This window comes from Flavobacterium sp. WC2421 (genome assembly GCF_040822115.1).
In the GTDB taxonomy this organism is placed as follows: Bacteria; Bacteroidota; Bacteroidia; order Flavobacteriales; family Flavobacteriaceae; genus Flavobacterium.
In genome coordinates, this window is sequence record NZ_CP162004.1 from 747,762 (window position 1) to 768,379 (window position 20,618).

The 20,618-nt window shown below is 33.4% G+C and carries 16 protein-coding genes; 9 read left to right on the top strand and 7 right to left on the bottom strand.

Features of this window, described 5'->3' with window-relative positions; genetic code table 11:
- The first annotated feature begins 166 nt into the window (after positions 1 to 166).
- From AB3G33_RS03080 to AB3G33_RS03110, 7 genes are all read left to right on the top strand, one after another.
- On the top strand, positions 167 to 706 hold the full coding sequence (locus tag AB3G33_RS03080) for a hypothetical protein (RefSeq protein WP_367772528.1): 540 nt from the start codon (positions 167 to 169) through the stop codon (positions 704 to 706).
- 286 nt (positions 707 to 992) lie between these two features.
- Positions 993 to 2,195 carry a hypothetical protein gene (locus AB3G33_RS03085; RefSeq protein ID WP_367772530.1) on the top strand — a complete coding sequence of 401 codons (1,203 nt, stop codon included), beginning with the start codon at positions 993 to 995 and terminating at the stop codon, positions 2,193 to 2,195.
- Positions 2,196 to 2,279: 84 nt separating this feature from the next.
- Positions 2,280 to 3,407: a hypothetical protein gene (locus tag AB3G33_RS03090; protein WP_367772532.1), complete on the top strand. Its 1,128-nt coding sequence runs from the start codon at positions 2,280 to 2,282 to the stop codon at positions 3,405 to 3,407.
- A gap of 164 nt (positions 3,408 to 3,571) precedes the next feature.
- Complete coding sequence (locus AB3G33_RS03095) at positions 3,572 to 4,018, top strand: DoxX family membrane protein (RefSeq protein ID WP_367772534.1); 447 nt, start codon at positions 3,572 to 3,574, stop codon at positions 4,016 to 4,018.
- A gap of 33 nt (positions 4,019 to 4,051) precedes the next feature.
- Positions 4,052 to 4,975, top strand: a complete 924-nt coding sequence (locus AB3G33_RS03100; protein ID WP_367772536.1) for a hypothetical protein — start codon at positions 4,052 to 4,054, stop codon at positions 4,973 to 4,975.
- Positions 4,965 to 6,521: a phosphatase PAP2 family protein gene (locus AB3G33_RS03105; RefSeq protein ID WP_367772538.1), complete on the top strand. Its 1,557-nt coding sequence runs from the start codon at positions 4,965 to 4,967 to the stop codon at positions 6,519 to 6,521. The genes AB3G33_RS03100 and AB3G33_RS03105 overlap by 11 nt, the downstream gene beginning before the upstream one ends.
- 47 nt (positions 6,522 to 6,568) lie before the next feature.
- Entirely contained in the window at positions 6,569 to 7,687 is a 1,119-nt protein-coding gene (locus AB3G33_RS03110; RefSeq protein ID WP_367772540.1) for a permease, read from the top strand.
- Between the two features lie 292 nt (positions 7,688 to 7,979).
- On the opposite strand, the gene AB3G33_RS03115 is transcribed toward AB3G33_RS03110, so the two are convergent.
- From AB3G33_RS03115 to AB3G33_RS03145, 7 genes are all read right to left on the bottom strand, one after another.
- Entirely contained in the window at positions 7,980 to 8,261 is a 282-nt protein-coding gene (locus tag AB3G33_RS03115) for a F0F1 ATP synthase subunit epsilon (RefSeq protein ID WP_367755886.1), read from the bottom strand.
- A gap of 74 nt (positions 8,262 to 8,335) precedes the next feature.
- Positions 8,336 to 9,847: a F0F1 ATP synthase subunit beta gene (atpD, locus tag AB3G33_RS03120; protein ID WP_367755888.1), complete on the bottom strand. Its 1,512-nt coding sequence runs from the start codon at positions 9,845 to 9,847 to the stop codon at positions 8,336 to 8,338.
- Positions 9,848 to 10,104: 257 nt separating this feature from the next.
- Positions 10,105 to 11,646, bottom strand: a complete 1,542-nt coding sequence (locus AB3G33_RS03125) for a G-D-S-L family lipolytic protein (protein ID WP_367772542.1) — start codon at positions 11,644 to 11,646, stop codon at positions 10,105 to 10,107.
- A gap of 37 nt (positions 11,647 to 11,683) precedes the next feature.
- Entirely contained in the window at positions 11,684 to 14,512 is a 2,829-nt protein-coding gene (locus AB3G33_RS03130) for a TonB-dependent receptor (RefSeq protein ID WP_367772544.1), read from the bottom strand.
- A 302-nt stretch (positions 14,513 to 14,814) separates the two neighbouring features.
- Entirely contained in the window at positions 14,815 to 16,662 is a 1,848-nt protein-coding gene (gene glmS, locus AB3G33_RS03135) for a glutamine--fructose-6-phosphate transaminase (isomerizing) (protein ID WP_367772546.1), read from the bottom strand.
- Between the two features lie 9 nt (positions 16,663 to 16,671).
- Positions 16,672 to 18,288: a DUF4270 domain-containing protein gene (locus tag AB3G33_RS03140; RefSeq protein WP_367755896.1), complete on the bottom strand. Its 1,617-nt coding sequence runs from the start codon at positions 18,286 to 18,288 to the stop codon at positions 16,672 to 16,674.
- 21 nt (positions 18,289 to 18,309) lie between these two features.
- Positions 18,310 to 19,116, bottom strand: a complete 807-nt coding sequence (locus AB3G33_RS03145) for a glycogen/starch synthase (protein WP_367755898.1) — start codon at positions 19,114 to 19,116, stop codon at positions 18,310 to 18,312.
- A gap of 78 nt (positions 19,117 to 19,194) precedes the next feature.
- Between AB3G33_RS03145 and panC the strand changes: the two genes are divergently transcribed.
- Together panC and panD are read left to right on the top strand one after the other, a co-directional pair.
- A complete protein-coding gene (gene panC, locus AB3G33_RS03150; protein WP_367772547.1) occupies positions 19,195 to 20,073 on the top strand; it encodes a pantoate--beta-alanine ligase in 879 nt (292 codons plus the stop codon).
- Positions 20,074 to 20,087: 14 nt separating this feature from the next.
- Positions 20,088 to 20,438 (top strand): aspartate 1-decarboxylase, encoded by a 351-nt coding sequence (gene panD / locus AB3G33_RS03155; RefSeq protein ID WP_367755901.1) that lies wholly within the window; start codon positions 20,088 to 20,090, stop codon positions 20,436 to 20,438.
- Positions 20,439 to 20,618: the final 180 nt, after the last annotated feature.

A 20,618-nucleotide genomic window follows, 5' to 3' on the forward strand; every position in this document is an offset into this window, starting at 1 on the left:
AACTTTTTAGGATTATAAATTGCGAGTTTAATTTATAACCAATTTCTTTCATGAATTAACAAACATAAAGTCGTTTTAACTGTTATTTAGCATTAAAATTACATTATGTGAAATAAAAATAAAAAAAATATTCAAATGTAAAATAGTTTTTATATTTTCGAAGCCTATGAAACGAATTGCATCCTTATTCTTATTAGTATCATTGTTTTACAATGTACTGGGATACTATTTAATGTTTGCTTATCAAGACGAGCAAGCATGGGTTTCTGCTATAGAAAAAACGCCCGATTCGGAGTTTCAAGTTATAGAACTAAACGCAACTTTATATTCATTTATTGAAGACACTGATTTTGAATATGTAAATGAGAATGTTGTAATTGAGAATAAAAGTTACCATATTTTCAAAAAAAGGATTCAAAATAACATCCTTAGTTTGTACTATTTAAGAAATTCCTATGGAGATGTCATTGGAAAAGATTTAAAAGACATAGTCAACAATCAATTATTTGATAGTAGTCCTTCTAAAAACTCTCCAATAAAAAAATTATTAAAGACGTTTCTTCAAGATTATATCCCTAACACAACTGTATGTGTTCATTTTTCTCCAAACTCAGATCAAGACACAAAGAAACTTTCTAAGTATCTTAATCTAGATTTAAACTCGGGCTACTTATCCACACTGTATACGCCCCCAAAATTCATTTAATTTTTTATTCCTTTCAGTAGAATCATTTTATAATTTGACACATTAGTGTAAAAATAGCAACGCGATTTATTTAAATCGGTGTTACAAACCGCTATTATGCTTTTCAAATTTTAAAACGAAACCACTATTCCTTTACACTAGTAGGTCTTTTTGCTAATTACAAAAGCAAGACAACTTACTTGTTAATAGTTGTTAAATTAGGATATTTTTCTTACTAAAAAATCATTTCACTCTTTTATTTTGACTCTAACAGTCAGAAAAACAAACCAGTACTTAAATTTATAAAATGAAAAAACCAAACCAATATTATATCTATACCATATTATTAATTTCTATATTATTAATACAAAACCAGAACATTGTTGCACAAGGATGTGTAGCTGTCCGTCAAATGGGAGGTCAAAACATGAACACTTCCAATTCCTATAATTTAAACAAAGGAGATTTTCAAGTTGGAGCAAACTATCGTTATTTTCATTCTTGGAGACACTTTGTAGGAACAGAAGAACAACCACAACGTCAAACTTCAGGTGGCGGTTTTGATGAAAATGGAAAAGAGCGTGGCAATGCAGTTAATATCTATTCTCATGCAGTAGACTTAAATGTTTCTTATGGGCTAACAGAACGCATTCAGTTGAACGCTACATTACCTTATGTAAACAACGAACGTTCTCAAGTATTAAAACAAACCAAACCAGTAAAAAACACCTATAGATACAGCGTTTACGCTGATGGAATTGCTGATGCACGTTTAAGCGTCAACTATTGGATATTTGACCCTAAAACCGCTAAAAAAGGAAACCTTATGGTAGGGTTGGGTGTGAAATTAAATACAGGTAGCCATGACCGAAGAGATGATGCACCACAAACAGATGGAACTATTAAAAGCGTTGTAATGGATCAAGCAATTCAACCCGGAGACGGAGGTGTTGGTTATTCAGTAGAACTACAAGCATTTCGACAATTAACAGGACGTCTTTACGGTTTTGCAAATGGATACTACTTGTTTAATCCTAGAGAATCAAACGGTACATTTAAATCAGCCCCAAAATTAGGTTTAGAAGGATATGAAATTTACGCTAGCCCGGACCAATATTTTGGTCGTGCAGGTGTTATGGCTGCTATAGACAAAAAAGAAAACTTCACTGTTTCATTAGCAGGAAGATTTGAAGGTATTCCAGCATATGACGCTTTTGGAGGTCAAGTTGCTTATCGCCGTCCTGGTTATGTTATTGCGGTAGAATATGGCTTTTCCTATCGATTAGGCAAACATGGATTTAGCTTATTCATTCCTTACAACGTAGTTAAAAACCGAATTCAAAGTGCAGCTGATATTGCTAGCCAGAACTTACAAAATTCTACAATTACAGATCCAAGTAAATATGTGCATGTACAAGGTGATGCCGCTTTTGCTGATTATTCAATCAACATAGGTTATAATTACCGTTTCAGCTTAAACAATAAGATCAAGGTAACTATGAAACATTAGTTTGTTAAAGAAAAAAACAACCTTTAGTCAGTGGTATTTTTTACCAAAAAAACAATGAAAAAACAACCAATTAAAACATAAACGATGAAAAAATCATCTTCATTATACAGTGTCTTTATTATTATTTTATTTATTACTAATTTATTTATTACTCAAAAAACCAATGCTCAAGGTTGCGTTGCCATTAAAGGAAACGCTACAAGTTGCATGATGGTTCATCCTGACAGTACTAATGTTGCTCAATGGCAATTTACAACTAGTGGCCGTTATTTTAAGTCTTTTAGACATTTCTCAGGAACGACTGAAAACAAAGACCGATTAATTCAAGGAACGGAAGTCATCAATTATTCCTCCATCGTTAATCTTTCATTGACTCGAATAATCGACAATCGCTGGTCAGCAATGGTAGATATTCCAATTTTAAATAATGTACGTTCATCCTTGTACGAACATGGTCTTGTGGATGGCGTTTATGTTAAAAAAGAAAGAAATACGACAAGTTCATTTGGATTAGGTGATATTCGATTTGCAGTTTACAGATGGCTATTAGACCCTCTTAAAAATAAAAAAATAAATATCCAACTAGGACTAGGACTTAAACTAGCAACTGGAGATTATAATTATAAAGACTATTGGCATAATGTAGGTCCTAATGGCACCAATGAGTTGCGTCCTGTTGACCAATCAATTCAACTAGGAGATGGAGGTACTGGAATTACATTAGAATTAAATACTTTCTATAATTTCACAGACAATTTTGGCATGTATGGTAACTTCTATTACTTGAGCAATCCTAGAGAACAAAACGGAACAAGAACCTATAGAGAAACTTTATCTCCAAGATTAGCAAATGAAGCTATCTCAAGTGTACCTGATCAATACATGGCGAGAGCGGGCTTTAACTATTTATTTAACCACATCCATGGATTAACATTAGCAGCTGGTGCAAGAGTAGAAGGAATCCCAGTGTATGATATTATAGGTGGCAGCGGTGATTTTCGCCGACCAGGATATATTTGGTCAGTAGAGCCATCGGTAAACTACGAGTATAAAAAAGTGATTTTATTTGCATCGGTTCCATTTGCAGTAGCTAGAAACCGTACACAAAGTGTAACAGATAAAGAAAATTCAGCTACAACTGGCACTCATGTTCAAGGAGATGCAGCATTTGCTGATTATACAATCAATATAGGACTATCAACGAGATTTTAACGAAAAGCGACGGACTATTAATTTGTCTACTATACTATTTTAGTAAAATTAATAGTCCGTTTTTAATTTTTTTTCAATTAATACAATTGCCCAATTACCACTTCATTTATTATTACTAAAATGAAGACAAAACCGAAACTTTACAATTTCAAAAAAAAAATACTATGGAAGCTACTTTCAACTCTTTATATTTTTCATTTAGCACAAAAATGGAAAAACACAGCATTACCTTAATGCGCATTGCTCTTGCTATTGTTTACATTTGGTTTGGTGCTTTGAAAATTTTCGGAATGAGCCCCGCAGGAGAACTAGTAGAAGAAACTGTATATTGGTTTAGACCCGAAATATTTGTCCCCATTTTAGGAATTTGCGAAGTACTGATTGGCCTTGGTTTACTTGTGAAACGCTTCATCCCTTATACCATTATATTACTATTACTACACATGTGTGCTACGTTATTTCCAGTTTTTATATTACAAAAAGTTTGTTTTGATGCTTTTCCATACTGCCCTACTTTAGTGGGTCAATACATCATCAAAAATGTAGTCTTAATTGCAGGAGCACTAGTAATTGCAGGAAATTCGAACAAAACAATATTAAACAAGAAATAAAAATAGAGTAATCACCAATTCTTACACTAAACAATGAAAAAAACCATATTATGCTGTTTCCTCTTAACGGCATTTTTAACGAACGCCCAAACAGATACCGATGCGATTATGATGGGGAAACAAAATTTTTGTGTTGGATCAATTTACCAATACAGTAGTTGGAAACAATATTGGGAAGGAAGTATTAAAAGAGACAACCTAAACATGGGAACCGTTTCAACAAAATCAATTTCAATGATGGGAAACTATGGTATTTCTGATAATTTAAACGTATTATTTAGTTTGCCATATGTACAAACAAATGCTTCTGCCGGAACCATGAGTGGGCAAAAGGGAATTCAAGATTTATCCCTAACCTTAAAGTATATGCCTATAGAAAAAAATATAGGTAATGGTATTTTTTCCTTATATGTAATTGGTGGATTTTCGACACCCGTTTCTAACTATACTCCAGATTATTTGCCGTTAAGTATTGGTTTACATACTAAAACAGGGCAAATTAGACTAATGGGAGATTATCAGATAGGGAAATTATTCACAACCATTTCAGGGACGTATATTAAAAGAGGGAATGCTACACTTGATCGAAATACTTATTTAACGGATGAAATTCATTATACAAATAAAGTCGATATGCCAGATGCCATAGCAGTCAATTTTAGATTTGGTTATCGTTCTAGCAGATTAATTGCTGAAGCCGTGCTTGATAATTGGGTGACACAATCTGGAGGATTTGATATTACAAAAAACAATATGCCATTTATAAGTAATACTATGAACACTTTAAAATACGGATTTAATTCTAAATATACTTTTAAAAACCTCCCTGAATTGTCAATCGTTAGCGGATGCAACTTTGTAATTAGCGGAAGAAATGTGGGGCAATCAAACACTGTCTATGGTGGTTTGTTTTATATTTTAAATTTAAAAAAAACACAGAAAGAAGATGAAAAATAGAAACATAAAAATAATTCGAAACTCTCTTTTTGTCTTATTACTTACAATAACCTATTCGTGTAGTAATGATATCACCGAAAGTAATGAACAATATGCCACTTTGAATCCAAAAAGCAATGATGAATTGGCGGGTAATTGGAAAACTATATTATTAACAGCTCCTGATGAATTCCAGCTAGATGCTCCAATTGCAGCAAATACGCCCGCTTTTAATCGAGAAATAAATGAAATAAAAAGCTATCAAGAAAACATAACTGAAGATCAAAAAAGAATAATAAAATACTGGAGCGTTGGTGGTGTATTGCGTTGGAATGAAATCATGCGTACACTTGTGGCTCGCCATAATCGTCCACCTTATCAAAATGAAGACGGAACTTATCCTGTCCCATCTGGAGCAAATCCTTTTGCAAACCCACAGTTTCCATTCTCAAGTCCTCCTTATGCTGCAAGGTCATATGCGTATGTAAGTGCGGCACAATATGATGCCCTTATTGCAACTTGGTACTACAAAAAACTGTATAACAGAGCAGCACCATTCGCAGTAGATACAAATTTGCAAGTATTAATTCCAAAAAGTACTTTGCCATCTTATCCTTCAGAGGACGCAGTTTTGGCTGGAGTTACTGTAGAATTACTAAAATTATTGTTCCCTACGGAAATCGCTTATATTGATGGAAAAGCAGAGGAAGAAAAACTATATCGCATTATTTCTGGAGCAAATGTTCGCAGTGATATAGATGCAGGAATCAGTTTAGGTAGAAAAATTGCAGGCAAATTTATATCTAAAGCAACATCTGATGGTACTGGCGCAGCGATTGGAACACCTGAAATTTGGAAATCACTAGAAAACCAAGCCGTGGCAAAAGGAGAAATACCATGGAAGTCATTGGAATTTCCTGCTAGACCTCCTATGTTGCCCTTATTTGGTAAAGTCAAATCCTTCTTTATGACTCCAGAAATGGTGGTTGCTAACCGACCAATAGCCCCTCCATCAACACAATCTCCTCAGTTTGCTAAAGAGCTAGCTGAAATTAAAGACTTTAGTAAGAATCCAACAAGAAAAAATATGGCAATCGTTTCATTTTGGGCAGACGGCGTAGGCACTTACACCCCACCTGGTCACTGGAATGCTATTGCAACAGAAGCATTTGTACAAGAAAACTATAGTGAAGTACGATGGGCGAGAAACATGGCCTTATTAAATATCGCCATGATGGATGCCGCAATTTCTTGCTGGGATGCAAAATATACGTATTTCAACCCTAGGCCATCACAAGTAGATCCTTCGATAAAAACAACTACCGGAACACCCAATTTCCCAGCTTATGTTTCTGGTCATTCCACTTTTAGTGCTGCCGCATCAACATTGCTTTCTTATTTAATTCCTTCAAAAGAGCTACAATTTAAAGCAATGGCATTGGAAGCCTCAAATTCAAGAATGTATGGCTGTATTCACTATAGAAGTGATTGCGAAAAAGGATTAGAGTTAGGACAAAAAGTTGGAAATATCGCCATTGCTAGGGCAAAAAGTGATGGAGCTGAATAACTAAAGAATTCCAAATAGAAAAACATACTAAAATAATTTGATAGAAAATGACAACTACTACCTCATACACAAACAAAGAAAACATCCTGAAACTACTATTATTAGTTAGTTTTCTTGCGCTATTTTTAAGCGCAAGCCGTTTTCAAGCTGAATTTAAAAAAGTAATCTGCATCGAAGGGAAATGCGATAAACCACACGAACATGGTCAATTAGGGTATCATGAACGATTTCATATCGATACAAATGATAATTTTGCAGTTGCAACTATAAAAGGGGTTGCCAATTTCTGGGAAGCAAATGCTACTGGAATGACCTTCGCAATTATTATAGGCGGTGCCGCCCTATCATTACTATTGTCTTGGAAAAAATTTGAAGAATTAATACAGTTAAAAGGAATAAAAGGAGCCGCTATAGGAAGTGTTTTTGGAATGCCTTTAAATATGTGTGCCAACTGTTCTGCTGTTACCAGTGTTAGCGTTACTTCTCAAAAGGGAAGCACTGAAGCAACACTAGGAATTATCCTCGGAGGTGCATTACTTAACATCATTGGGATCGTAACTATGTTTGGAATCTTTAATCCAGCTATTGTTATTTCAAGAATTATTTTTAGCATAATAATGATATTATTCGTTATTCCTCAAATATCAAAATTAATAACTAAAAAAGAAGCTATTCCCGTAAAAAGTGAAGTATTCGAAAAGATATCTTGTTATTTTCCAGAAAAATCAATATTTCAAACTTTAATAAAAGCCACCGAAGATTGGTTAATAGCCGTAGGCACTATCGCATACAAATTAATTCCTTTAATGATTGTTGGTACTCTATTCACAGCTCTTTTTAGAGCCTTTTTCCCAAATGAAGTACTACATACTATCTTGGCTTACAATCCAATTGTAATCTTGATAATTGTTTCTTTTATTGGAACTATGCTTTCAGTTCCTGTATTATTCGAAATTTTATTAGGAACTATATTATTGCAACTTGGCTTTACAAATGGTGTAATTGCGGCTATGCTATTTACCGCTCCTTCTTATGGCCTTTTCACAGTAGTATTAACAAAAGAAAAATTAGGGGGCTATAAAATTCCAGCACTATTAATAGCAATTACTTTTATTTTTGGAATTGGAACAGGATTATTAGCGGATTACTTAACTCAATTATTTTAAATCATGAAAAAACCTATCATCGGAATCATATTGTTTCTATTGCAAATTAGCTTGGCCTTATTTTACAACAACACATTTGATCTAAAATTCATTTTTGGGCTTGCGATTATATCAACCTTATATCTTTTATATAAGCTTATAAAAAATAAACAAAACGCAATATAACATTTGTAATTACACCGTTTATAAACGAAAAAAATCAAGATCAAAAATAGAGTTGAAAAAACAATTTACTGCATAAAAAAACGCCTAACAAATAGCTAGGCGTTTTTTATATAAATTTAAGATTGCACTAATCAACTAATACAATTACTTTATTATCTTTCATTTCAATAGTTCCAGAAGAAATAGCCAACGTATAATTCTGATCGTTTACTTTCGAGAATAAACCTGCTGTTTCTTTATTAAACTTAAAATCCGGTGCTGTAATGTTTACAGTTCCTTTTTGAAGCAACGAAACTATTGGAGCGTGATTATTTAAAATTTGAAAACTTCCATCAACACCAGGTACAGATATTGAAGTTATTTCTCCTTTGAACAATGATGCTTCTGGTGATACTATTTCTAAAATCATTTTTTATTTATTTTAAATTTTAAATTTTAGATTTTAAATTAATTTATAATTCAAAATTCAACATTCAAAATAGATTATGCTTCTGCCAACATTTTTTCTCCTGCTTCAATAGCTTCTTCAATAGTACCTTTAAGGTTAAAAGCTGATTCTGGTAAGTGATCTAATTCACCGTCAATAATCATATTAAATCCTTTGATAGTATCTTTGATATCAACTAACACACCTTTCAATCCTGTAAATTGCTCAGCAACGTGGAAAGGTTGAGATAAGAAACGTTGCACACGACGTGCTCTAGAAACGGCTAATTTATCTTCTTCAGATAATTCTTCCATACCTAGAATCGCAATAATATCTTGTAGTTGTTTGTATTTTTGAAGAATCTCTTTTACTCTTTGTGCACAATCGTAGTGCTCATTTCCTAAAATTTGAGGAGTTAAGATACGAGAAGTAGAATCCAATGGATCTACCGCTGGATAAATACCTAACTCAGCAATTTTACGAGACAATACTGTTGTTGCATCAAGGTGAGCAAACGTTGTTGCTGGTGCTGGATCCGTTAAATCATCTGCAGGTACGTAAACCGCTTGTACAGATGTAATAGATCCTTTGTTTGTAGATGTGATACGCTCTTGCATCGCTCCCATTTCTGTAGCTAATGTTGGTTGGTATCCTACCGCAGATGGCATACGACCTAAAAGTGCCGATACCTCAGATCCCGCTTGTGTAAAACGGAAGATATTATCCACGAAGAACAATACATCTTTTCCTTGGTCAGTTCCAGCTCCGTCACGGAAATATTCCGCAATAGATAATCCAGAAAGTGCTACACGAGCACGAGCTCCTGGTGGCTCATTCATTTGTCCGAAAACGAAAGTAGCTTTAGACTCTCTCATTCCTGGTAAATCAACTTTAGATAAATCCCATCCTCCATTTTCCATAGAGTGCATGAATTCATCCCCGTATTTTATAATTCCTGACTCTAACATCTCACGAAGTAAGTCATTTCCTTCACGTGTTCTTTCTCCTACTCCTGCGAATACTGAAAGTCCACCGTGACCTTTTGCTATATTGTTAATCAACTCTTGGATCAATACTGTTTTACCAACACCTGCACCACCAAACAATCCAATTTTACCCCCTTTTGAGTAAGGCTCAATTAAATCGATTACTTTAATACCTGTGAATAAAACTTCTGATGAAGTTGATAAATCCTCGAATCTTGGAGCTTGACGGTGAATTGACATTCCGTTTACACCCGTTTTTGGCAATTCAGGTAAACCATCAATTGCATCACCAATTACATTGAACAAACGTCCGTAAACATCTGCACCAATTGGCATTTGAATTGGATTTCCTGTCCCAACTACTTCATAACCTCTACTCAAACCATCTGTTGAGTCCATCGAAATGGTACGAACTGTGTTTTCACCAATGTGAGATTGTACTTCAAGTACTAATAAAGTACCATCTTTTTTTGTGATTTCTAATGAATCATAAATTTTTGGAAGTTCAACATCTTTACCGTTGAAAACTACATCAACTACTGGACCAATGATTTGCGCAACTTTTCCTATTACTTTTGACATTACTTATGTATTTATTAAATAGCTATTTAGGTTTATGAAATACCACCAACCGAAATTTACCGATTAGATACTTTTTTCAGAGTGCAAAGATAATTTTTTAAAATAAAAAATCAACACCTTTTCGCATAAAAACATTAAAAAATTAATGGATAACTTAAAATCAAGTTTAAAACCCTCAAAATATCCGAATATACTAAAAATAAAAACCACCACGTTTTAAAAACGGGTGGCTCTATTTTTTTAATCTTACTACAAATTTATTGAATTACTTTTGGATAAATTATTGGATAAAGACCTAAATCAATCTTCTTCAACGTGGCAGAATATTTAACATTTATAGCATCACTAAAAGCATTTGCTATCAATGCATATCCTCTAGGACCAGGATGTACTCCATCAAGAGAAAAAGCCCCACCTGTCACATAAGTTGATGTTAGTGTAAAACTATTACTTACAATACCTCCTGTTGACAACTGAGTCATTATTGTCTTTGTATCTACAAATGCCAAACCTTTTGAATCCGCAATTGCTTTTATCGTTACATTATAAGCATCTGTAGCCGTTTTAATCATCGCAACTTCTGTTGGAATTAATACATCTTTATCTTGTAAAGGATATGTTATCCCAAATTTATTTAAAGGAGCTGGAATTCCAGCTGGAGCAGTACCAATTACAGATTGGGTTGGCAAGACAACTAAATCATTTGCATTTGCTTGACGAGCTTGTCCAAAAACACTTCCATAAAAAGTAGCGGTAGCCACTCCTAATGTAGGTGTGAATGCTGCAGTTAATTGAGCTGATAAGTTCGTTAAAGACTCATCTTTTATCAATAATGGATTTGAAGCCGTCGTAGATAATAAATTTATTCTATCACCTGCACCAAAAGCAGTTAAAGCTGCTTTCAATGGCCCATACAATTGCGCATTAAGTGCCCCAATTGTAGCGTCCCCAACAGCAGTACTTCCACTACCAAGAAGTTTTGAAGTTAAAGGATTATAAGGAACCGTTGTAAAATAAGGTAGCGTTGTAATATAAGGTAAGTTAGCGACAACCCCTTTTGCCCCATTAGCAGTTAGATTAGTAACTAATCCTGAGTATACACTTGCAAAAACATTAGGGTCAGTAATATCATTACTACCATAAGTAGCCGGATTCAAATTTCCCGTTTGATCCACACCAACACCTCCAGAAGTTGCAAAACCCAATACATCATTACCTCCAATCCATAAAGAAAAGAAAGTTGGTGCTTGAACTAAGGCGTCCGCTAAAACAGTAGTTCCAGCTGCAGTTGAAAATCTTGCAAAATAAGGATTTGCTGCACCTATAGCTACACCGGCAACATTTCCGTATCCAGGTGCAACTAAATGGTAACTTTTAGCCCCAGGAACACCTAAATTATTAAAAGGGCCAGTTAAGTGAGTTGTCACTTCAGTTGTTGGAACACCATCAACAGAAACTGGACCAACACCATTAAAATACAAACGAACTCCGGCAATAACATTACCTCCTAGAAGTAATCCACCGATATTATCAGAAGTATAAGGTGTTTTGAATTCCCCCCCACCTGCTTCAACAAACTGTTGTGCTAATAGATTAACATAAGAACCTTCTTGTCCTTTTTTGAAAAGCGCACCATCACTATAGCCCGCAGCAAATGAATCGCCCAATGCCACATATTTTGTAAAACTTGCCGAGCCTGAAGTTGCAGGTACTTCAGCAGGAGTCGTATTTGAATCGTCACTATTACATGCCACAAAGGTCAACGAAACCAATAGTAGCCATTTGAAATTTTTTATCATTGTTTAAGTCTTTTTTTTATTAATGAATACTATTAGCTTACGGATTGATTGTCCAAGAAGCAAAATATTGTTGCCCAATTAAACCGGCACCTAATACTTGAGCATATTCTTTACCACCAATATTTGCTGCTCCAATTTTTAATGTAGATTTCAATTTTGGGAAGTTATAATTAATTTGAGCGTCAATTACTGTAGCGGCATCGATCATACCATCAACCATTGTTGATTGCCATAAATACTCACTATTCCATCTTCCACTAATATTGAAACCGAAATTTTCAAATAATTTCTCATTACCAAATGATGCTTTTACTCTATGTTTTGGAGTATTAAATCCAGCTTCAAAACTTGGATCTTTAGCTTGGTCAAAATTAAATTCAGCATAGTTGTAATTAACACCTACTTCGAAATCTCTGTATACTTTTTTAGAAAGGCCCAAACCAAAACCTAGCGATTTGATTTCAACATTCGTATTGGTATACAATTGGTATGCTCTATAATTTCCGTTTTGAAGTGCGTGTAATGATTGCGCACCGGCATCCGCAGCTAATGGATTTGGAGCGTCTTGTGCTGTTCCGTAATAAGGAGCCACAACATTCAAGTTTCCAATAAAATCATTATAAATATTATAATACCCATTAATATCGATTGACACATCACGAATAAATGAACGATATCCTAATTCAAATGCTTTAACCTGCTCTGGTTTTACATAATTTACATTTGTTTTTCTTAATAATGCAGAACCTGCAACAGGGTTACTTGCTGCCAATGCACTAAAAGCAGCTACAGAACTAGCTGTATAAGAATTATTATATGCATTTAATCCAGTCATAACAACGTTTTGACCACCAGCCAAAGCTTGTCCAACTGCAGTAGCAACTGGTAAAGTCTCGCTATATCTTGTTAAGTTGTCTGGAGCTGATCCAAGTAATATGGCGCTTCCTACATTAAATCCAATGTATTGATCTTGTGTTGATGGATTTCTAAAACCAGTTTGAAATGAAGCTCTGAAATTATGTCTTCTACTTTCTCCACCTGAATAAACAAATGAAACTCTAGGAGATACATTTCCGTCGAAATTTTTTGATTTATCGTAACGAACAGATCCAGTAAATTTTAAACGGTCATCTATCATTTTTTTAGTCAACTGCGTATACGCTCCATATTCGTTATAATAAATAGGACCATCAGCATCTGTATAAATTCTTCCATGAGAATTCAATTGATATTGTCTGTATGAACCTCCAACTTGAATTTCTGCAAATTTGATGACATCTTTAAAGTTATAATTTGCATCTGAATGATATACTTTAGAATTATCAACTAATTTAGATCCTGTAAGCACACTTTCACCTGAAATAACTTGATTGAATGCAGCCTTAAACTCAGGAGTACCTGGGATTAATCTTCCAGTGTCTGCCGTTTGTCTCGCTATTTTATGAGCATTTTCAGGAGTCATACCTGCTAATGTAGATTGAACATAAGCTCCTGCATATTGTCCAAACCATGTTTTATCGTCTTTCCACACTCTATTGACATTAATCCCTGTAAATAGCATATCATATGATTTACCACCATCTTCAGTTGTAGTATACCCTCTTACATAAAAATTCTTTCCTTTAATCTCTAATTTATGCTGTTGCATAAAAAAGTCATTCAAATAATACCTATTTGCTCCTTGATAAACAGCATTACCAAAACCAAATTTACTTTGCAAAATAACTTCTAAGTTTTCATTCCCAAAAGGTCTATAATGAAGTGAAAAATCAATTTTAGTATTACTCGCTTTATTATCCGTAAGATCAGTTTCATTATACCCCGTTCTACTTACATTATAATTAGGAAGTAAATTAACTGCAGATGCAGGTATCAAACCTAAACCAGCAAGGGATTGACCAACACCTTTTATATTTGTAGAAACTTCATCACCATATACATTTATACCATCATAATTAACATGACTTCTATCTCTTCCAGCAACGGTTTTGTCATTATAATTAGTAGCATACCAATCCGTACCATGCATGTACGTGAAATTAGCTTTTGCCGCCAATTTAGGACTAAAAGCATGCGCCATGCGAATTCCATAATCTACATAATCGTTATTCCCTGCCGCTTTTTGACTTGTTTGTCCAAATTTTGCATAAGCTGTGATTCCAGGACTAGTGAATGGACTTTTACTATTCATGAATAAAATTCCGTTAAAAGCATTAGCACCATACAATGCAGAAGAAGCACCTGGTAAAAGCTCTACACTTTGAACATCAATCTCCGAAACACCAATCATGTTACCAAGAACAAAGTTTAACAAAGGAGATGAATTATCCATTCCATCGACTAACTGCATAAAACGGGTATTCGCAACTGTTGCAAAACCACGCGTGTTAATTGACTTAAAAGACAAACTACTTGTATTCATTTGAACTTCTTTTAAGTTTTCTAAACCATCGTAAAAAGTCGCTGAGGCTGATTTTTTAATATCCGCAACACCCATTCTTTCAATAGTTACCGGAGATTCTAATACACGCTCTGGAGTTCTTGAAGCAGAAACAACAATTTCATTAAGTAAATTATCCTCTTCTTTGAGCACAAGATTTACTTTTTGATTATTTGATGAAATATTTACTTTTTTGGAAATAAAACCAACACTTGTAACCTCGATCGTATAAGGAGGCTTTTTTGAAGAACTTAAGATGAATTTTCCATCAATATCTGAAACAGAACCGATGTCTTCTCCAACAATTTTAATATTAGCTCCAATAATAGGTTGGCCATTACTGTCAGCTACCGAACCCGAAATTGAATTTTGAGCAAAACTAATGCTACAAAAAAACAATGACAAAAAAAGTAAATAAGCTCTCATTTGGTTAATTTTTTAAGATTTATGTCACCAAAGTACAAATATTTTTGATATTACTAAAAAAACGTTAAAAATATTTAATAATTATCATAAAATTTAGCCCATATTAACTTATTCAATATTGTCTTTTATTAAATATTAACCATAAAAAATTGTTAAAAAAACAAAATATACTATGCATACATATAAAATTAACTAAAAAAATAGGTTTATCATAAAAAAACAGATTTTAAAAAATATTTTCGCAAAAAAAAGAAGCAAGACCTAAAGTCTTGCTTCTTTTATATAATATATGAAGATAATAATTATTCGACCGTAACCGACTTAGCTAAGTTTCTTGGCTGGTCAACATTGCAACCTCGCATAACCGCAATATGATAAGACAAAAGCTGCAATGGAATTGTGGTAATCAATGGAGATAAAGCATCTGATGTTTCAGGAATTTCGATAACATAATCCGCTAAATCACGAACTTGAGTATCCCCTTTCGTAACAACAGCGATAATTTTACCACTTCTAGATTTAATCTCTTGAATATTACTTACTATTTTATCGTAATGACCTTGTTTAGGAGCAATTACAACTACCGGCATATGCTCATCTATTAAAGCGATTGGACCATGTTTCATTTCTGCTGCCGGATAACCCTCAGCATGAATGTATGAAATCTCTTTTAACTTCAAAGCGCCTTCTAATGCAACTGGAAAATTATATCCTCTACCTAAATAAAGACAATTGGGTGCATCTTTAAAAATAGCTGCAATTTCTTTAGCTCGATCATTAGTTTCCAATGCTTCTTTTACTTTCACAGGAATCAATTCTAATTCTTGCAAATACATATGAAAATCAGAAAGAGACAATGTTCCTTTTGCTTTAGCTAAACGAAGCGCAATCATTGTCAATACTGTAATTTGTGTTGTAAATGCTTTAGTCGAAGCAACACCAATTTCAGGCCCTGCATGTGTATAAGCACCAGCGTGAGATTCTCTTGAAATAGAGGAACCTACTGCATTACAAACTCCAAATACAAAAGCACCATTTTCTTTAGCTAATTTAATTGCCGCCATCGTATCTGCTGTTTCTCCAGATTGAGATATAGCGATAACAACGTCTTTACTATTTATTATTGGATTTCTATATCTAAATTCAGAAGCATATTCTACTTCGACAGATATTCTAGCAAATTCTTCAAAAATATATTCTGCAACTAAGCCTGCATGCCATGAAGTACCACATGCTACAATAATAATTCTATCAGCGTTTAAAAACTTCTCTAAATTATCTTCAACACCTGACATTTGAATAATACCTTCATTGGGATGCAACCTACCTCTATATGTATCTTTGATTACGCTTGGTTGCTCATAAATCTCTTTTAACATAAAGTGATCGTAACCTCCTTTTTCAATTTGTTCCAAATTCATTTGAAGTTCTTGAATATAAGGATCCACCAAAGAATCATCTTTGATTTTTCTTACTTTCATCTTCTTATGCAACATGATATTTGCCATCTCCCCATCTTCTAAATAAACAGCATTAGAAGTATATTCAATAAATGGTGAGGCATCGGATGCAATAAAATATTCTCCTTCCCCAATACCAATTGCTAAAGGACTACCTAAACGAGCCGCAACAATTTCATCAGGATTTTTCTTGTCGAATACCGCAATTGCATAAGCACCAACTACTTGGTTTAATGCGATTTGAACTGCTTTTCCTAGTTTTATATTTTCTTTTTTTTGTACCTCTTCTATTAGATTTACTAATACCTCAGTATCTGTATCTGAATAAAAAACATATCCTCTTTTAACTAATTCTTCTTTTAGAGGAGCATAGTTTTCAATAATCCCATTATGAATTATTACTAAATCCCCTGAATTAGAAAGATGCGGATGAGAGTTTACATCATTTGGCACACCGTGAGTAGCCCAACGCGTATGTCCAATACCAATTGTTCCATTAGTAGACATTTCTTTAGAAGCTTTTGCTTCCAAATCCACCACTTTGCCTTTAGTTTTACATAGTTTAATAGCTTCTCCATCATAAATCATGACACCAGCACTATCATACCCTCTATATTCAAGCCTTTTTAATCCTTTTATAACAATAGGATAAGCCTCTCTATAACCTATATATCCAACAATTCCACACATAGCTTTATATTAATTAGGTTTAGTATAATAAATTTCTAATTTCAATCTTTTATCCTCAGGTACAGTAGATTTACCTCCGTAAATAATGGTCCCTAATGGATTCATAACTGATGCTCTAGGCACTTGAGAAATCGCAGTTGGTGTTCTCAGTTTATTAGAAGCAATTACATTAATATCTTCTGTAACTACAAGACCTAACTTTACATTAGTTGAATCCACATTTTTTATAAGTCCTCTAATTTGATTCGTTATCCTAATCTTATAAGAAACGCCTCTTCCATTTGTCACTGCCTCTTTTTCCAAAAGACCACCAAAAACAGCTTTCCCATTTTTAGAATTAGTTCCTGATGTGGCATCATTATAATAATCCGTTATTGGACGATGATTATTTAAATCATATAAGTAGATTCTATTAGGTTCATAACTACTCGCCATTGCACTTGCATCAACATGAAAAACGAGGTTAGCTTCATTAATCAACCATCCACTTTTTCTAATAATGTCTAACTCATCAGCAACTCCGTTTGGACTTCCAGTTAAGCCATCTTCTCCATACAAATCTTTTCCAAAAAGCTCTAAGACAGCTAACGATCCTTCGCCACCTTTTAAATATAGTTTATCATCACCAATTGTTGTATTGACATTTCCTGAATTAGTTGCGTCCATATAAGAAGCATTAACGTTACTTTGATTCAGCAAATTTACCGTATTACCCGCAAGATTAAGATTTATTGATTTTTCAATTCTTGTCGCATCCGTATCAGAAGTGTCTTCTTTATACGTAATTGTAATTTTTCCTTTTTTAAAATCCATCATAGCCAAAGCACTTGAACTACTTCCTGATTTTTCTACTTTAAAGTACAACCCTCTAAAGTAATCTTTAAAAATATCATTTGTAACTAGTTTTCCAGAAGCTGATGCGTCGATGATTTTAGTCTTAAAAAAATCCATATTAAGATTTAAACGCATTCCTGGAGCAACTCGTGTAATGACATCTTTACCATCTGTGGTTACTGTATATTTATATTCTGCCGGACTAAAAGAGAAAGAATCATTTTCAACTGGATCAGAAGAATCATTTAGTCGATTACCAACTTTTACATTATCAAAATCAGCATTTTGATCGGTAAAGAAACTTTGAGAAGTTTGAAACCCTCCAACTGGATCTAAATCTCTCATGTAATATCCAGATTCAAAAACGCTTAGTTTAATTTTAGCATCAGATGGACCATAAATAGAATCCAACTCATACACATGATTTCCATCTGTATCCGTAGATTTCAATGTGTTAAAATACGGAATCGTCAAAACAACACTTTCAATTACAGGGTTTTTCCCTATTGTTGGATTAATCGTCTCCAAAGCAAGCTGACTGGCAAAATTTGCCGTAGTGGTACCAAAAGCCGGATTATCATAAACACCTAACGCATTTACAGCAAGATTATTAGATTGAACCGGGCCTACTTTTTGATTGTAAGATATAACACTTGAAGTATATTTGTCAAAAGCAAAATGATTGTCACCTAATAAACCATCCCCAATTGAATTATAGTCTTTATCACAGGAATACAAAAAAAGAACAACCGTAACAATTAGAATTTTCTTAAAAAAAGAATTATTGTACATATAAAATAATAAAAGTTAAAACTACAGAACCTCGTTATTGTAAAAATTACTATACGCTTCAGCGAATGCATCTTTAGGGACGAAAGGTAAAAAAGGTTTTCCTGAAGATTCTATAAATTTTGTTAAACTTGGAGAAAGACTATCCGAAGCAATAATAACAGCATCTGAATGATTTACAGTTGCTTTTATAATGCTTTCGTAATCAGGTGTTTTCAAGTCTTGTATTGCTTCCAAAGGAACTCCATCAAGACCAATTTTATTAATCATCTCAGCATCCAAAGTTCCTTCAAATGATTGACTATAAACTGAAGTAACGATTTTCGTTTCAGAAAATAATGCTTCATTTTTATAATAATGTTTCATATAAATAGGCAACATTGCAGCCATCCATCCATGAACATGAATAATATCTGGAACCCAATTCAGTTTTTTAACAGTTTCTACTACTCCTTTAGCAAAGAAAATAGCACGCTCATCATTATCAGGATACATTACCCCATCTTCATCGGCAAATGTTGCTTTTCTTTTGAAATATTCATCATTATCAATAAAGTAAACTTGAATTCTCTCTTTAGGAATAGAAGCTACCTTAATTATCAAAGGCATATCTAGGTCATTCACCACCAAATTCATCCCTGAAAGTCTAATTACTTCGTGTAATTGATGTCTTCTCTCATTAATATTCCCGTATCTAGGCATAAAAATTCTAATCTGTCCACCTTGATCATTAACCATCTTCGGTACATCGTAAGACATTAAAGAAACCTCGTTTTCAGCCAAGTAAGGCACCACTTCAGATGATACGTATAATATCCTCTTATCTTTCATATTGTAATTTGCTTAATTTATTGGTAATAAAAACCATGCAAAATTACAAAAATTTATGCAGTTATTAACTAATATATTATGTTTGCATTTAATTTTAATAAAAAAGACATGCATATTTTCAATGGAAAAGCAGCTTTAATGGACTATTTAAAATCTATTAAAACCCTGAATTCCAAAATTGGTTTTGTTCCAACTATGGGTGCTTTACATCAAGGACATCTTTCGTTGATGCAACAATCATTGATAGAAAATGAAAATACTGTGGTAAGTATCTTTGTAAACCCAACCCAATTTAATAATCCAGAAGATTTACTAAAATACCCAAGAACGTTAGATCAAGATATTGAAAAAATAGCAAGTCTAAGTACTGATATTATTCTTTATGCACCCACTGTTGAAGATATTTACGAAGGAAAAATACTATCTCAAACGTTTAATTTTGACGGATTAGAAAACCAAATGGAAGGAAAATTTAGACCTGGTCATTTTAATGGTGTGGGAACCATTGTAAAACGTCTATTCGAAATTGTAACTCCCACAAATGCCTATTTTGGTAAAAAAGATTTTCAACAATTGCAAATTGTAAAAATGATGGTTAAAAAAAACCATCTAGACGTCAATGTAATAGGATGCGAAATTTACCGCGAGAAAAATGGTCTAGCCATGAGTTCCAGAAATGAACGCTTAACTGAACTAGAAAAAAAGGATGCAGCACTGATTTACAAAACTTTAACTACGGCCAAAGAAAAATTTAAAACAAACAGTTCCAAAACGGTAACGGACTGGGTTAAAAAAATATTTACTGAAAACAACTCATTTGAACTAGAATATTTTCAAATTGCTGACGAATCTTCGCTACTGCCTTGTATCAGAAAAAATAAAAATAAAAAATACCGTGCTTTTATAGCCGTAATCGTCAATAATATTCGATTGATTGACACCATTTCATTAAATTAATTTACTTTTGTAGCATGCAAATTCAAGTACTAAAATCAAAAATTCATCGAGTAAAAGTAACTGGAGCCGATTTAAATTATATCGGTAGTATTACCATCGATGAAACCCTTTTACTCGCTTCTAATATTATTGAAGGAGAAAAAGTTTCCATTGTAAACATTAATAATGGAGAGCGCTTTGACACTTATGCAATCAAAGGCCAAAAAAATTCAGGAGAAATAACATTGAATGGTCCCGCCGCAAGAAGAGTCCAAAAAGATGATATTATTATTATTATTTCTTATGCCACTTTAGACTTTGAAGAGGCTAAAACATTTAAGCCTTGGATTATTTTCCCAAATGAAAACGACAATTCCTTAACATAATAAACAAGAATAGGATAAATGCTGTTTCAATATATAATTCTATATTGAAACAGCATTGTTATGCGCATAAACTATTGCGTTTTTTGTAGATAAAAACCATTTTTTACATTCCCAATTGTACTAATTAAAATAATAAAAGTATTATATTGGTACACTATTTCGCATTTCCATTAATTTTTA

Bases quoted from the DNA above. Each gene is read 5' to 3' on its own strand.
- AB3G33_RS03140 (WP_367755896.1), bottom strand. From the start codon at position 18,288: ATGTACAATAATTCTTTTTTTAAGAAAATTCTAATTGTTACGGTTGTT.
- AB3G33_RS03100 (WP_367772536.1), top strand. From the start codon at position 4,052: ATGAAAAAAACCATATTATGCTGTTTCCTCTTAACGGCATTTTTAACG.
- panC (WP_367772547.1), top strand. From the start codon at position 19,195: ATGTTTGCATTTAATTTTAATAAAAAAGACATGCATATTTTCAATGGA.
- AB3G33_RS03090 (WP_367772532.1), top strand. From the start codon at position 2,280: ATGAAAAAATCATCTTCATTATACAGTGTCTTTATTATTATTTTATTT.
- AB3G33_RS03085 (WP_367772530.1), top strand. From the start codon at position 993: ATGAAAAAACCAAACCAATATTATATCTATACCATATTATTAATTTCT.
- AB3G33_RS03095 (WP_367772534.1), top strand. From the start codon at position 3,572: ATGGAAGCTACTTTCAACTCTTTATATTTTTCATTTAGCACAAAAATG.
- panD (WP_367755901.1), top strand. From the start codon at position 20,088: ATGCAAATTCAAGTACTAAAATCAAAAATTCATCGAGTAAAAGTAACT.
- AB3G33_RS03145 (WP_367755898.1), bottom strand. From the start codon at position 19,116: ATGAAAGATAAGAGGATATTATACGTATCATCTGAAGTGGTGCCTTAC.
- glmS (WP_367772546.1), bottom strand. From the start codon at position 16,662: ATGTGTGGAATTGTTGGATATATAGGTTATAGAGAGGCTTATCCTATT.
- AB3G33_RS03080 (WP_367772528.1), top strand. From the start codon at position 167: ATGAAACGAATTGCATCCTTATTCTTATTAGTATCATTGTTTTACAAT.
- AB3G33_RS03125 (WP_367772542.1), bottom strand. From the start codon at position 11,646: ATGATAAAAAATTTCAAATGGCTACTATTGGTTTCGTTGACCTTTGTG.
- atpD (WP_367755888.1), bottom strand. From the start codon at position 9,847: ATGTCAAAAGTAATAGGAAAAGTTGCGCAAATCATTGGTCCAGTAGTT.
- AB3G33_RS03105 (WP_367772538.1), top strand. From the start codon at position 4,965: ATGAAAAATAGAAACATAAAAATAATTCGAAACTCTCTTTTTGTCTTA.
- AB3G33_RS03110 (WP_367772540.1), top strand. From the start codon at position 6,569: ATGACAACTACTACCTCATACACAAACAAAGAAAACATCCTGAAACTA.
- AB3G33_RS03130 (WP_367772544.1), bottom strand. From the start codon at position 14,512: ATGAGAGCTTATTTACTTTTTTTGTCATTGTTTTTTTGTAGCATTAGT.
- AB3G33_RS03115 (WP_367755886.1), bottom strand. From the start codon at position 8,261: ATGATTTTAGAAATAGTATCACCAGAAGCATCATTGTTCAAAGGAGAA.